The 14,076-nt window shown below is 62.6% G+C and carries 12 protein-coding genes; 9 read left to right on the forward strand and 3 right to left on the reverse strand.

All coding sequences use genetic code 11. From position 1 onward, the window contains the following. Positions 1-2: 2 nt before the first annotated feature. On the reverse strand, positions 3-1,346 hold the full coding sequence (locus AB6N07_RS03220; protein WP_370676373.1) for an amidohydrolase family protein: 1,344 nt from the start codon (positions 1,344-1,346) through the stop codon (positions 3-5). Positions 1,347-1,506: 160 nt separating this feature from the next. Here AB6N07_RS03220 and AB6N07_RS03225 point away from each other — a divergent pair, with 160 nt between their 5' ends. Genes AB6N07_RS03225 through AB6N07_RS03240 form a run of 4 tightly spaced genes read left to right on the forward strand, consistent with a single transcriptional unit; the run spans position 1,507 to position 6,159 of the window. After that, positions 1,507-2,466, forward strand: coding sequence for a hypothetical protein (locus AB6N07_RS03225; protein ID WP_370676374.1), 960 nt, complete (start codon positions 1,507-1,509; stop codon positions 2,464-2,466). Next, positions 2,466-3,203: a creatininase family protein gene (locus AB6N07_RS03230; RefSeq protein ID WP_370676375.1), complete on the forward strand. Its 738-nt coding sequence runs from the start codon at positions 2,466-2,468 to the stop codon at positions 3,201-3,203. The genes AB6N07_RS03225 and AB6N07_RS03230 overlap by 1 nt, the downstream gene beginning before the upstream one ends. 38 nt (positions 3,204-3,241) lie before the next feature. Beyond that, positions 3,242-4,294: a LacI family DNA-binding transcriptional regulator gene (locus AB6N07_RS03235; RefSeq protein ID WP_370676376.1), complete on the forward strand. Its 1,053-nt coding sequence runs from the start codon at positions 3,242-3,244 to the stop codon at positions 4,292-4,294. Next, positions 4,291-6,159 carry an adenine deaminase gene (locus AB6N07_RS03240; RefSeq protein ID WP_370676377.1) on the forward strand — a complete coding sequence of 623 codons (1,869 nt, stop codon included), beginning with the start codon at positions 4,291-4,293 and terminating at the stop codon, positions 6,157-6,159. The genes AB6N07_RS03235 and AB6N07_RS03240 overlap by 4 nt, the downstream gene beginning before the upstream one ends. A 3-nt stretch (positions 6,160-6,162) precedes the next feature. Here the strand turns inward: AB6N07_RS03240 and AB6N07_RS03245 are convergent, their stop codons facing one another. Both AB6N07_RS03245 and AB6N07_RS03250 read right to left on the reverse strand, forming a co-directional pair. After that, the gene (locus tag AB6N07_RS03245; protein ID WP_370676378.1) at positions 6,163-7,086 is read right to left on the reverse strand and encodes a carbohydrate kinase family protein; all 924 of its coding nucleotides are present in this window, start codon (positions 7,084-7,086) and stop codon (positions 6,163-6,165) included. Next, positions 7,083-7,835, reverse strand: a complete 753-nt coding sequence (locus AB6N07_RS03250; RefSeq protein ID WP_370676379.1) for a GntR family transcriptional regulator — start codon at positions 7,833-7,835, stop codon at positions 7,083-7,085. Before AB6N07_RS03250 ends, AB6N07_RS03245 begins: the two co-directional genes overlap by 4 nt. A 146-nt stretch (positions 7,836-7,981) precedes the next feature. Here AB6N07_RS03250 and AB6N07_RS03255 point away from each other — a divergent pair, with 146 nt between their 5' ends. The 5 genes from AB6N07_RS03255 to AB6N07_RS03275 all read left to right on the forward strand — a co-directional run bounded on the left by AB6N07_RS03255 (position 7,982) and on the right by AB6N07_RS03275 (position 14,015). Next, positions 7,982-8,632 carry a phosphoribosylanthranilate isomerase gene (locus AB6N07_RS03255; RefSeq protein ID WP_370676380.1) on the forward strand — a complete coding sequence of 217 codons (651 nt, stop codon included), beginning with the start codon at positions 7,982-7,984 and terminating at the stop codon, positions 8,630-8,632. 310 nt (positions 8,633-8,942) lie between these two features. Then, positions 8,943-10,025 carry a LacI family DNA-binding transcriptional regulator gene (locus tag AB6N07_RS03260; RefSeq protein WP_370676381.1) on the forward strand — a complete coding sequence of 361 codons (1,083 nt, stop codon included), beginning with the start codon at positions 8,943-8,945 and terminating at the stop codon, positions 10,023-10,025. A 239-nt stretch (positions 10,026-10,264) separates the two neighbouring features. Next, the gene (locus tag AB6N07_RS03265) at positions 10,265-11,215 is read left to right on the forward strand and encodes a substrate-binding domain-containing protein (RefSeq protein ID WP_370676382.1); all 951 of its coding nucleotides are present in this window, start codon (positions 10,265-10,267) and stop codon (positions 11,213-11,215) included. 208 nt (positions 11,216-11,423) lie between these two features. After that, positions 11,424-12,929 (forward strand): sugar ABC transporter ATP-binding protein, encoded by a 1,506-nt coding sequence (locus tag AB6N07_RS03270; protein WP_370676383.1) that lies wholly within the window; start codon positions 11,424-11,426, stop codon positions 12,927-12,929. Positions 12,930-13,031: 102 nt separating this feature from the next. Beyond that, positions 13,032-14,015 (forward strand): ABC transporter permease, encoded by a 984-nt coding sequence (locus tag AB6N07_RS03275; RefSeq protein ID WP_370676384.1) that lies wholly within the window; start codon positions 13,032-13,034, stop codon positions 14,013-14,015. The last annotated feature ends 61 nt before the right edge of the window (positions 14,016-14,076 follow it).

Raw genomic sequence — 14,076 nt, forward strand, 5'->3', positions numbered from 1 at the left:
GCTCATGCCACCTCGCGTGCTGCGCGGACCCGCGCCCAGAAATCAATGTAGGTTCGATCATAGGTCGAGCGGATGTCGGCAAAGTCCTGCCGAATCAACTGCCGATCTCGGACCAGTGGTTCGCCATCCACCCAGACGTGCCGCACGTCGCGGCCACTGCCGGAATAGATCAGCAATGCTTCGAGATCCGGTGACTTCGAATAACCCGGACCGTTGAGATCGATGGCGATGATGTCGGCGGCCTTGCCCGGTTCCAGCGAACCGGCGCGGTGGTCGAGGCCAAGCGCCTTGGCGCCGTCAATGGTTGCCATGCGCAGGAGCTCTTTCGCCGATATCGGCTGAGCGGTGCCCTGGCGATGCGAGGCGACGAGCCCCGCGACCCTCATTTCGGCGATCATGTCATAGGAATTGTTGGCCGCGACATTGTCGGTACCGAGTGCCACCGTAACGCCGGCCGCCCTGAGATCGACCACCGGGCAGATGCCTTCCCGGCCGGACCTGAGACCAGCGGTGGCGCAATGGGCGACCGAGGCAGCCGGTGCCTTGGCGAAGACGGCGATGTCGTCCGGCGACAAATCGAGGCAGTGGGCAGCGTGGACGCGACCGGCGAAGAACCCATCGCGGTCGAGCGCCACGGCGGCGGTGAGGCCGTAGCGGCGTAGCGTCTCTTCGTTGTCCTCGGGGCCGCAAGCCATGTGCAGGTGCAGGCCACAGCCGTGCTTGATGGCCAGTTCCACCTCGGCCCGGATCAATTCCTCGGTGTTGTCGACATAGGGCGCGTGGGGCCCGAACCAAGGGATGATGCGCCCATCGGCCGAACGCTGTTGTTCGATGAAGTTGGCGGCATTTTTCAGTTCGCTGACAGCGCGCTCGGGATCGCCCAGTTGGACAATGCCATAGGCGATCACGGCGCGGATGCCCGAACGGCCAGCTGCCTTGGCGACTTCATCGGCGAAGAAATACTGGTCGCAGTAGGTCGTCGTCCCCGACAGCAGCATCTCGGCGCAGGACAAAGCCACGGCGGGGCCGATGTCGGACGCGACCAGCGACAGCTCCGGCTCGCGGATCGAGTTGTACCAGCCGTCCATGGTGAGCAGGCTGTGCCCCTCCGAGCAGCCGCGAAACAGAACCATCGGCGCGTGGGTATGAGCGTTGACGAGGCCCGGCATCACCAGATGCCCGGAAAGGTCGACCACCTCGTCGAAGGTGGCTGATGAAGGCGCATCCTGCATTGGGCCGATGCCGGTAATCATGCCTTCGGAAAAGGCAACCCAACCCGGCGCAAACACCCGGTTGCGATCATCGACACTCAGCACCGTGGCGTTGCGGAGGAGCACGGAAGCCATTTGACCTGCCTCAAGTAAAGCGGTTTATTGCCGGAGCTATCGACATTTCCGCCGACCTGTCAAATGCAAACACACGCACTATGCACAATCAATATGCGGTGTTGAAATTTGCATAAGCTATAGGCGGTCATTATTTCGGTACCTGGGCTAGAGACGGAAAATGAGCATAAACCCTTACGGGTCGGATTCGACGATAAAGAGCAGGATCGAGGCTTTCGAGGAATCGGTTGGGGCGGCCGTTCGCGCCGAGATCGCCGCCGCTTGTCTTGCGCCCGGCCGGTTGGCCGCCAACCTCGGTGGCATTCTGCCGGCCGACGACGCCGCGAGAATCATCGACCGTTTCCGCCTCACGCGGATCGATGACGTCATGCTGCTCGGCCTCGGCGTGGCGCAGACGATCGCTCGACCGCCGATCTCGGGCTTCCATGTCGGCGCTATCGGCCTGGAGGCCGAAACCGGCAACCTGGTGCTGGGCGGCAATGTCGAGTTTCCCCGGACCCATCTCGGCTATACGCTTCATGGTGAGACCTTCGTTTTCACCCGCGCCTTTAGCCGTGGTACCTCGATCCGCCGCATTGCGCTCGGCGAGGCCCATCCGTGCGCCCATTGCCGACAATATCTATCCGAATTTGCGCTCGGCCCCGACCTTGAGCTGATCGATCCGCTGGGGCACCAGCTGACGCTGGGTGATCTCTATCCCTGGCCGTTCGACAGCCGCTATCTCGGCCAGCCGGGCGCCATGCCTGGCGCCGTCAACTTTCCCGCTCTCGCACCGACCGTGAGTGCCGCGCCGAGCCCAGCGATCAACGCGCTTCTGGCCGCCGGTCGTCGTGCCCATGCGCCCTACAGCGGTTGTCCCGGCGCCGTCGTCCTGGAGTTGGCCGATGGCAAGATCATCGCCGGGGCGTCGATCGAGAGCGTCGCCTTCAATCCCACCATGGGGCCTTTGCAAGCCGCGCTCGTCGATCTGATTGCGCATGGCTACCGCTTCGATGATGTTGTTCGGGCAACGCTCGGAACGGTGGCCAAAGGCGCCGTCGACTATTCTCTCAACACACGCGAGTTGCTGGGCGCCATAGCGCCCGGCGTCGCCCTCGACATTATCGACTGGAGACCGTGATGGCTGCGATTGAGCTTGCCAATGCGAGTTGGCGCGACGCCGGCGAGGCGATCACGCGAGGGGCTTGGGCAGTCCTGCCGGTCGGCGCACTGGAGCAGCACGGGTATCACCTGCCGCTCACCGTCGACACCGACCTTGCCACCGGCGTGGCGCGCGGCATCGCCGACGCACTCGGCGCCTTGCTGCTGCCGGCCATCGCCTATGGCGACGCCTGGAATAACTCCGGCTTCCTCGGCACCATTTCGCTGAAGCCCGATACGCTGAGAGCGATCGTGCTCGATATCGGCCGCGAGCTGAAGCGCATGGGCGTGCCGGTGCTGGTGACGCTGAACGGCCATTTCGGCAACAAGGAGCCGATCAGCCTTGCCGCCCGCGCTCTCGAAAGCGAAGGGCTGAAGGTGATTCATCTCGACTATCCCGGGCTCGAGGCCTTGGCCGCCAAGATTTGCGACAGTCAGCCAGCCGGACCGGGTTTCTTCCATGCCGACGAGGTGGAGACCTCGATGATGCTGGCGCTGCGGCCCGACAGCGTTCGCATGGAGAAGGCGGTGGCGGAGTATCCGACCTTTCCGCCGACCTTCGGCATCGAGCCGATGCAGCTCAGCGAGTTCAACCAGAGCGGCGTGTTCGGCGATCCCTGTCCGTCGACGGCGGACAAGGGGCGGCGGCTGATCGACGGCATCGTCGCGGCCTGTCTCGCCCAGATCGAGGCGTACAGGATCCGACATCGGCTCTAGCGAATGCTTGGGGCAGGCGTGATGCGAGGAGGGCGGACATGGTCACGTTGAATGATGTGGCGCGCGCGGCCGGGGTGTCCCCCACCGCTGTTTCGCGCCACCTCAACAGGTCGATCGCCCTGCCCAAGGTGACGGCCGACCGCATCGACGCCGCCGTCGCCCGCCTCGGCTATCGACCGAACGCCTTGGCCAAAAGATTATCGAAAGGCAAGGCTGAGGCCATCGGTCTCGCCGCGCCGGATATCTCCAATCCTTTCTTCGCGGAACTGGTCTCCGTCATCGAAGCCGCGGCGGCCGAGCGTGGCTATGGCATCAGCCTTTTCTCCACGCGCGGCGATCGGGAGCGCGAGATCGAAGCGGTCAACCATTTGGCAGACCGCTATTTCGACGGACTGATCCTGATTGCCGCCCAGCCGGACGACGGTACGCTCGGTGCTCTCATCAGCCGGCAGAACCACATCGTCCTGCTCGACGAAGACGTTCTCGGAGCACAGGCGCCGCGCGTCTTTGTCGAAAACGCCGCCGGTACGCGGATGGCAACCGAGCACCTGATTGCCATGGGGCACCGCGATATCGCGGTCATCGCCGGTCCGGATGGGCTTGGCAGCGTTGCCGAGCGGATTGAAGGCTTTGTCGGCGCCATGATCGCCCACAGCCTTCCCGTCGACGAGCGAAGGCTGATGCATGGTTCGTTCACGAGCGATTTCGGCTATCAGGCGGCACTCGCGGTGGCGCGCATGTCGCCCCGCCCGACAGCCATCCTGACCTGCAGCGACTATCTTTCGGTCGGCGTGCTGCGCGCCCTCCATCATCTCGGTCTCAGCGTGCCCGACGATATTTCTCTGGTCGGCTTTGACGACATGCCGCTGGCCGAGCTATTCGACCCGCCGCTCACCACCATTCGCCAGCCGATCGCCGAAATGGGGCGGCTGGCGCTCGAATGGCTGCTGGCATCCATCGACGGCGCCGAGGTGCCTGCTCTTACCCGCCTTCCTGTGGAGCTGATCGTACGGAAGTCGGTCGCCGACATCACGGGCGGGACGGTGAAAGCCAAACCACCCGCCCTTATCAAAGAAGGCCAGCCGATATGACCGAGACTCTGCCCGCCGATCTGGTGATTGACGCAGCCGACGAGGTGGCGATCCGTCAGCATCTGACGCTGGTTGCCCTTGGCAAACGACCGGCCGACCGGGCGGTTCGCGTCGGCCGACTGCTCGACGTCTGCGGGCGGCAATGGCTCGATGACCAGGAAATCGTCATCTCCGGCCGCCGCGTTGCCTGGGTGGGGCCGGCGGGCGCCTATCCCGGCGAGGTGGCCGAGCGCGTCGACAATTCGCACCTTGCCGCCGTTCCCGGCTTCGGCGAGGTGCACAAGCACATCGAATCGAGCCATTTGACGCCGGAGTGGGAGGCTGCGCTGACCCTGCCGCGTGGCTGTACCTGGACCTGCGAGGCCAGCCACGAATTCTCCAACGTCGATGGCGTCAACAATATCGAATTCTGGCTGGCGGCCCGTCGGGCCGGCATGCCAGCCAAGATCTTTCCGTTGCCCGGGTCGGCCGTGCCGCCGACCGCCTACGAATGGGGCGGAGGTCACTATGGCTACGACGAGCAGCGAGCCTTCCTGAAAGGGCACCTCAACGCTGTCGGCCTCGACGAGGTGATGGACTGGCCGGCCGTCTGGAATCCGGAAAATCCGTCGCACGACCGCCTTTGGGGGATGATCCGTGCCACCTTCGAGCAGCGTGGCGTCGTCGAAGGTCACGCCGCCGGCATGAAAGCCATTGACGACCTGAACGCCTTCGCCGCCGCCGGCATGGCTTCCGACCATGAGGCCTGGACGGCGGACGAGGTCCGCGAGCGGCTTCGGCGCGGCCTGTTCGTCGAGCTTCGTCCCCATTCGCTACTGGAGATCTTGAGGGATTTGATCAGCGGCGGGCTTTCCGACTGGTCGCAGTTTGCCCTCTGCACGGACGATCGCTCCTGCTCGGACACGCTGCGTCTCGGCGGTACCGATCGGAACGTCCGCCTTGCCATCGAGGCTGGGTTGCCTCCGGAAATCGCCATCCAACTGGTGACCATCAACCCGGCCCGGCATATGCGCCTGACGCCCTGGGTGGGCTCGGTGTCGCCCGGGCGCTATGCCGATCTGGTGCTTCTCGACGATGTTTCCACATTGTCGATTGCCGAGGTCTGGGCCGACGGCGAGAAGGTTTCCGAGGGCGAGCGCTATCTCAAGCCGGTGCCGGCCATCGACTGGCCGGTCTGGGCGCGGCGGACCGTCAACATCGGTCGCGACATGACCGCCGCCGACTTCGCCATTGCCGCCGATCCCGGTCGCGCCAGCATGAATGCCGCCATCCTCAGGCCTTTCCATTGGGCCGATGATTTCATCACCATGGAACTGCCGGTCGAGGGTGGTGAGGTGCGGCGCGATGAAAGCCGCCATGTCACCAAGTTCGCCATCGTCGACCGCTTTTCCGGCGAGGGGCGGACATCGAGGATGTTCTGGCTCGGCACCGGCCCGAGCACAGCCGATACGGCGCTCGCCTGCTCCATGGGGCATGACAAGCACAATATCTGGGTGGTCGGCTCATCCGACGCGGCGATGGCCAAAGCCGTCAATGCCATCCGCGCCAATCAGGGCGGATGGGCGCTGGTGCATGCCGGCGAGGTGGTTGCCACCGTCCGCTATGAGATCGGCGGCCTCATGACCTGCCGCCCGGCCGAGGAACTCGATGTCGAGATGCAGGCCCTTTACGCCGCCGGTGCCAAGATCGACTGGATGTACGAGCCGACCTATTCGCCCCGCTGGTGGGCGGGATTTCCCGAGCGGCTTGCCTTCGCGACATTGACCTGTGCCCCGTGGCGGTGGGTGCTGGTCGCTCCTTCGCCTTTGGCGCCGGATGGTTTCGTCAACGTCTCCAACGGCAAGACGCACAAGGTGGTGTGGTGAGGCTCAACCGAGCATAGCCTCGACGACCGAACGATCCGGCATGCCGCCGCGTGCACCGACCGCCGACACGGCAAGGCTCGCGGCGGCGCAGGCGAAGGCGAGGCTATCGGCGACCGATCGTCCGGCGAGCGTGGCCGCCAGGAACGCACCGTTGAAGCAGTCGCCGGCGCCGGTGGCGTCGACCAGCCGCGCCGGAAAGGCGGCCTGTCGCCAAGCTTTGTCCCGTGTGACCGCCAGCGCGCCTTTTTCCGCCATCGTGACGACAACCATGCGCGGTCCGCGCTCGACGAGTGGCCGCACCGTCACCTCGCTGATGTCGCCGGTTTGCGTCGCTCGAAAGCCGCCCTCGTTCATGAATACGATGTCGCTGAGCGACAGCAGCGCGTCGAGCCGTTTGGTGTCCGGCGCTACCGCCGCCTCGATGTCGATGGCAACGTCGGCGCCATTGTCGTGGGCGATGGCGGCAACGCGCCGAAATTCTTCGAGATCATAGGGCATGGCGTAGACGAGGCGGCTTCGGCGCGCTGCCTCTGCAAACCGCGCCTCATCGAGCGGATCGGCCGGCATCGGCGCGTAGATCAGCGCCTTTTCACCTGAGGCGTCGATCATGATCATCGCCGCCGCCGACGGGTAATCGACGGTCTTCACATACTGGCTGGAGACGCCAAAGAGGTCATAGTCCCGCCGCAGCACCTTTCCGCCAGCGTCGGAACCGACGCGACCGTAGCTTGCCACGTTGGCACCGAGCCGACTTGCCGCGCAGGCGACGTTGGCAACGGTCCCGCCGGCAAAGATGCCGAGATTGCGGCCGAGCACCTTCTGGTCCGGTCCGGGAATGACGGCCGCCTCGAAGAGGTAGTCAACGTTGGGATCGCCGTAGGCGAGCAGATCGAACGTTCGCCCGTCATCGGCCGGAGGGGTGGTCATGACCTTGCCTGTTCCGAGCGGTTGATGCGCGCCGTGTAGCGGTAGGACGAGATGTAGCGCATCTCGCAATATTCGAAGGGCTGGCGGCGCCCGGACAATGTTACCCGCTCGCACAAAAGAACCGGCGCCCCGATCGGTATGCTCAGCAAAGCTGCGTCATCGGCATTGGCGGCGACCGAGCCGACGCTTTCGAGTCCCTCGGTGGCGAAGATGGAAAACCGATCGGCAATCAATCCATAAAGCGAGCCGGCGGCTTGCAGATCTCCCGCGGAAAACTGACCCGGCAGGGCGAGAAAGCTCTCCTGCGTGCCGATGTGCTGGCCGTTGAGCGTGCGGATGCGTTTCACCCTCGTCACCGGACGGCGCGGCTCGATCTCCAGAACTCCTGAGATGGCGATGCTGGCCGGCACGACTTCCACCGTGAGAATGATCTGGCCCGGCTTGTCGCCGCGCCGCTTGGCATCGCTGGAAAAGCCGTCGAGCACGCGGGCCATCGCACGTACGGCCGGCGGCGCCACAAAGGTACCACGCCCCTGCTCGCTGTAGACGGCGCCTTCCCTGTCGAGCAGCCGCAATGCCTTCCGCACCGTCTCCCGGCTCGCGCCCAGCTTGAGCGAAAGGTCGCGTTCCGATGCCAACATGCTGTTAGCTTCAAAGGCGCCGCTTTCGATCTCCTGGCGCAGCCGCGCCGCTACCCGTCGGTAGAGCGCTTCGCCGTCATTTTCGCCATTATCCGCAAGGCGGTTCATGCGTGGCGCCTCCATTCGCTATTCGGCAATGTCAGTGGTACGGACCTTTCTGTCAACGTGCGCATAAAATAGGCGATCCAGGTTCGAAACTCCATTGACTGGTACGTACCGGTTGACCTTTGATCGCGGCAACACAGGAGTGCATCATGCCGCAGCGGCCCGCCTTCATCGCGTTTACCGGCGTCGACCTGGCGACAATCATCGATGATCTCCGAGCCTTGTCGGCTCGCTTTCCAATCGAATGGGGCATTCTCATCGACGCGGCACAGGAAGCCCTGCCGCTCTTTCCGGACGCCGTAACGCGGCAGGCGCTTCTGACGGCCGGCGAGTTGCGCTTCGCCGCGCATGTCTGCGGCGAGGAGGCAAGGCGGATCGCCAACGCTCCTGATACGGCGAGCTTTGATCTCGCCGGTTTCTCGCGCCTTCAAGTCAACCATTCCTTCGAAGGCAGCAGCCCGGCGCAGGTGGATAACACCGTCCGCTTCGGTCGCGGTCGCGGCCTGCGCGCCATGCTTCAGTGCAAGGGCGCCTTTCCCGCCGACAGCCGCCTGGACTGGTTGTTTGATACGTCGTTCGGTCGCGGTGCCGCGCCGGTAGGCTGGCCCAACTTGCCCGCCGATGGTCCCTTCTGTGGCTTCGCCGGCGGTATCAATCCGTCGAATATCACCGATGTCCTGGCGTCCATTGATGCGGAAGCGGGGGCCCTTTACTGGATCGACATGGAATCCGGGGTGCGGACCGACGGCTGGCTCGACCTCGATAAATGCGAATCCGTCTGCAAGGCGGTTTTCGGTTGAAAGAGTAGAGCTTTGACCGTGGAACGGTCGCTTGAAGAAGTCACCGTCTCTTCGATATCGTTCTGGGAACGTGAAAACCGATATCACCAGCCGCGCTCATCAATAAGTCATGCGACGCCTGACGCGCCCGTCTCCGCCTAATCTTCGCCTGACCGCCGACTTCCGCGACCAATTGCTAGCGACCGGCGAATTTACCGGCTCCGGCGAACCTGATAAACGGGAAAGAGATCGATCTCATTGAGGTGAGATTGAACCCATAGCACGCCATGTCATGTCGGCTGTCTGGAGGGACGGCCGATCGGAGGAGACAATGGGCGAGGCAGACAGCGTCAGGGATGGCAAGGCAAGGAAGGCGGCGCGCCTCATTGATGTCGCTCGCCTTGCCAATGTGTCGCGCGCAACCGCGGCTCGCGCCTTGGGTGGCTACGGCATTGTGACGCAGGACACGCAGCGCAAGGTGGCCGAGGCCGCGCAAGCGCTGGATTATCGCGTCAACGATCTGGCGCGATCGATGCGCTCAGGCAAGACGCTGACCATCGGCGTTGTCGTGGCCGACATTTCCAACTCGTTCACGCTGAACTCAATCCGAGGCATCATCGACGCCTCGGCGAGCGCAGGCTACCAGAGCCTTGTTCTCAACACCGATGGCGATGTGCAGCGGGAAAAGGACGCCGTAAGGGTTCTGCGCGAGAAACGCGTCGATGGCCTACTGGTCGTGCCGGCATCCCGCCTGGATGTGGATCATTTGGCCGGTGGGCGTGGTCATGGGGCGCCGGTCGTGCTGTTCGACCGGTTCATCGATGATCCGCCGCTTGATTCGGTGATCACGGCTGACTTCGAAGCCTCGCGCGCCGCTATCAACCTGTTCGCCGACCATGGACATCGGCGCATCGGGCTGTTGTTGGGAACGGCTGCGCATCATGGTCACCAGGCCAGCGAACCGCCGGATACCGTTTCGGCGGTGCGTGAGCGCGCGCGGGGCGCCATGGCCGGATTTGCCGACGCCGGTCTTGCAATGAACTCGGCTTGGGTTCGCTACGCCGGCTCCGTTGCGCCCACCGCGCTGGCCGCCGCCCGCCACCTGCTGGCTCAGTCCCCCCGTCCGACCGCCATTCTGGCCGGCAATGAGGAAATGCTGCTGGGCGCTTTGGCGGCCGCTGAAGAGATCGATCTCACCATTGGTCAGGATCTGTCGCTGATCGGCTTTGACGATGCGCCTTGGCTGGCGGTGTTTCGACCGTCGCTGTCGGTCGTTCAGCGACCGACCTATGAACTTGGGCGTCAGGCGGTGTCGTTATTATTATCGAAGGTTGGGGGAAATCGTAGATCCGGCTCCATTATCCTGCCTTCAACTTTAGTCAACAGGGCCTCTGTGGCGCGTATCGACCCTTAACAGACAATACAAATTTTCTATAACGTTGTCGTCTAGATGAGAATCTAGGCGATTTTCGACTTTGTACTATAATTATATTTGTAGTTGCTCGTCCGATTTGAAATATTTTCTTGACGAAAACTGTGCCACGGCGTAGTTAGGGTTGTGCGGTGCATGGAGGTGCCCGTCACCGGTCGCATTGGAGGACTGCCGCGTTTGCGGCGGTGTTCGCGCCGCATTCATCGTTCGGGAGGATCGATATGAAGAAGTTTGTAACCGTCTGCGTCGCAGCGCTGTGCTTGAGCGCCTCGTTCGCCCATGCCGCCGACAAGAAGTTCACCATTGCCGGCATCGTCTTCCAGGAAGACCAGTTCATGAAGTCGACGCTGCTCGGCATGAAGCAGGTCGCCGACAAGGAAGGCGTCAACCTTCTGACGTCCAACACGTCGAACCAGATTTCCAAGGAAGTTCAGGTCGTCAACACCTATACCGCCCGTGGTGTCGACGCGATCGTCATCACCTATCTCGATCCGGCCGCCGCTTCCATCCCCGCTGTGAAGGCCGCGGCGGATAAGGGCATCAAGATCATTTCCTTCAACAACACCTTGGCCGCCGACTTCCCGGTTTCCACCATCCAGTCCGACAACAGCCTGCTGGGTGCCGGTTCGGGCAAGGCCGCCGCCGAGTACATCAAGGCGCACTATGCCGACAAGAAGGAAATCAAGGTCGGCATCATCAACTACAAGGCCCAGCTGCCGCCGGAGAGCAATGCGCGCCAGGATGGATTCTGGGGCGAGATCAAGGATATTCCCGGCGTGAAGCTGGTTGCCGAGGCGTCTTCGCCGGTGGCTGAGGAAGCCATCAAGAAGGCGGCCGACATCATCACCGCCAATCCCGATATCGACATGTTCTTTGCCTGCAACAACGGCGGCACGATTGGCGCGGTTTTGGCGGTCAAGAATTCCGGCAAGAAGATCCCGGTGTTCGGCATCGACCTCGACAAGCAGATGGTCGGCTTCCTGAAGTCGAAGGACGACATCCTGCAGGCCTCCACGGCTCAGGACCCGGTCAAGATCGGCGCTCTTGCCATGGAAAACGCCGTCAAGGCGCTCAAGAATGAGCCGGTCGAGAAGAAGATCATCGTTCCGGGCCTGACGCTGACCCGTACCGATCCGGCGGCCATCGCCGAGTATGCCAAGACCGTCAAGTAAAGCTGGCATCAGGCACGGGGTTCGCTGTTCGCGAACTCCGTGTTTTGTTCAGCCAAGACGCGCCGGTCGGTGACGATCGGCGCTGTTGCAAACCCGGCCTCTCGAGGCCTCAGGCAGAAATCTCAAGCAAGTCTGGCGGGTCTTTGCGCACCGGTTGTCGATCGGGTTTCGCCAAGGATAGCCAATTCGAAACGCAAGGATCGGATGAATGGGATCGGCAAAGCTCGAAATCCGAAATCTGACCAAGGCTTACCCCGGCGTTGTCGCCCTCGATGATTTCTCGGCCAGCTTCGAAGGGGGTAAGGTTTACGCCCTTCTGGGCAAGAACGGATCGGGCAAGAGCACCTTCGTCAAATGCCTGTCGGGCGCGGTCACGCCGACGTCCGGCGAGATCCTCATTGACGGCCAGACGATCACCTTCAACGGGCCGGCCGATGCCAACGCCGCCGGCATCGCCGTGGTCTATCAGGAACTCAGCCTGATCCTCGATTTCACGGTCGCCGAGAACATCATGCTTGGCCGCTTTGCAACCGGCGGGCCGGGCAATCTCAAGATCAACTGGACACAGACCAACAGCGCCTCCCAAAAAATCCTGGAAGAGCTCAGGATCGATATCCCGGTGACGCGCAAGGTGTCGGAGCTGTCGGTCGGTCAGCGCCAGGTCATCGAGATCGCCAAGGCCATGTCGCTCCATCCGCGCGTTCTGCTGCTCGACGAGCCGACCTCGGCATTGGCACGCCATGAGATCAATAGCCTGATGGACGTGGTGCGAGCGCTTAGGGATCAGGGCGTCGTCATCATCTTCATCACTCACAAGCTCAATGAAATTCGTGGCATCGCCGACTATGTGACCGTCCTGCGCGACAGCCGGCATGTCGGCTCTGTGCCGATCGGCGTCGCCACCCCCAAGGTGATCGTCGACATGATGTTCGGCGAAACGGTGCTGCGGTCGCGCCCCGATGACCTCGGCGTCGGCGAGAAAGTCAGGCTCAAAGTTGCCGGGCTGACGCGACGCGACAAGTTCGAGGATGTCAGCTTTGACGTTCGCGCCGGTGAGATCGTCGGCATCGCCGGTATGCTCGGCGCCGGTCGCAGCGAATTGTTGCGCGGCATTTTCGGTGCCGATCGGATCGACAGCGGTTTGGTGACCATCAACGGAACGGAGGTTCGCAAGCCGACCATTCCGCTGATGAAGAAGCTCGGCCTCGCCATGACCATGGAGAACCGCAAGGAGGAGGGGCTCATCCAGATCATGTCGGTCGAGGATAACCTCTGCCTTGCCAGCCTCCAGGAGATTTCGCATCGCGGGCTGATCAGCCACTTCCTGCAAGCGCCCGTCGCCGAAAAATGGGTGAGGCAGCTGCATATCAAGGTGTCGGATCCGTCCTACGAGGTTCAGTCGCTGTCCGGCGGCAACCAGCAGAAGGTCGTCGTCGGAAACTGGCTCAACACCGATCCCAAGGTGGTGTTCTTCGACGAGCCGACGCGCGGCATCGACATCGTCGCCAAGCAGCAGATCTTCCAGATCATGTGGGATCTTTCCCGCAAGGGACTCAGCGTCGTCTTCGTTTCATCCGAACTCGAAGAGCTGCTCGAGGTTTGCCACCGGATCCTGATCATGGAGGCCGGCCGCATCGTCGGCGAGGTCACTTCGCCCGAGACGACGGGAATCGAAGATCTCTACGCCATGTGCATGGGCGAAAGCGCCCGCTAGAGCAATTTCAGCAAAAGTGGGTACCGGTTTTGCGTCCGAAATTGCGGAAAATCTCTAGACCATCCGATAACACCTATTCGCTCGTTTATAAGGGTTTCCGTCATGTCCACCCTGGCAACGCGCCGCTCCAATCTTCGCATCTCCGATTTCGTTCTCGAAATCATCCTGCTTGTCATCGTCGTGTTGCTGGCCTTCTCGGCGCCAGGCTTCGCCTCGTGGGATAATTTCATGAACATCCTGCGAAGCGCGGCAACGACGGGCGTCATCGCCTTCGGCATGACATTCGTCATCATTCTCGGCGAGATCGACCTGTCCGTTGGTTCGGCTGTGGCATTCTTCGGCTGCCTATTGGCGCTGATCACCCAATCCATGAGTGACGCCGGCTATTCCGTTGAGCTCGCCATTGCCTTGGGAACGCTCGCCTGTCTCGCAGTGGCGATATGCGCCGGCATGTTCACCGGCTGGATCCGCCACCGACTGGCGGTGCCGACCTTCATCACCACGCTGGCCTGGATGGCGGCGTTCCGTGGCGGCGCTTATCTTCTGACCGGTTCGTTTCCGATCACGCCCTATCCGGACTGGTTCTTCTTCTTCGGCGCCGGCTTCATTGGCGGCATCCCGTTCCAGGCGGTCGTGTTCCTGATCGTTTTCGTGGTGACCTGGTTCATCTCGAAATACACGGTGTTCGGAAAGTCGGTTTACGCCATCGGCGGCAACGCCGAGGCGGCGCGCCTCTCCGGGATCAACGTTGCCAAGGTGCGCATGGCCGTGATGGCCCTGACAACGGTGCTCGCCGTCGTCGCCGGCATCATGGTGTCGAGCCAGATTCAGGCCGGCAACCCGACCGTTGGCGTTTCCTGGGAATTCACGGTGATTTCCGCCTGCGTCATCGGCGGTGTCAGCCTGATGGGCGGCAAGGGGCGCATCTGGGGCACGTTCGTCGGCGTCCTGTTTCTGGAGATCATCCTCAACGGCATGACCCTGCTCAATATCGACGAGTATTGGCAGTACGTCGCCCGCGCCCTGCTGATCCTCGGCGCCGTTCTGATCTACCAGTTGCAAGCCGTGTCGAGAGCCACCCGCTGACGGCGCGCACAAGCTTGGGGCTGTCTGCCCTTGATCCGTCACAGAAATCGTCCATATTCGT

The organism is Pleomorphomonas sp. PLEO, assembly GCF_041320595.1.
In the GTDB taxonomy this organism is placed as follows: domain Bacteria; phylum Pseudomonadota; class Alphaproteobacteria; order Rhizobiales; family Pleomorphomonadaceae; genus Pleomorphomonas.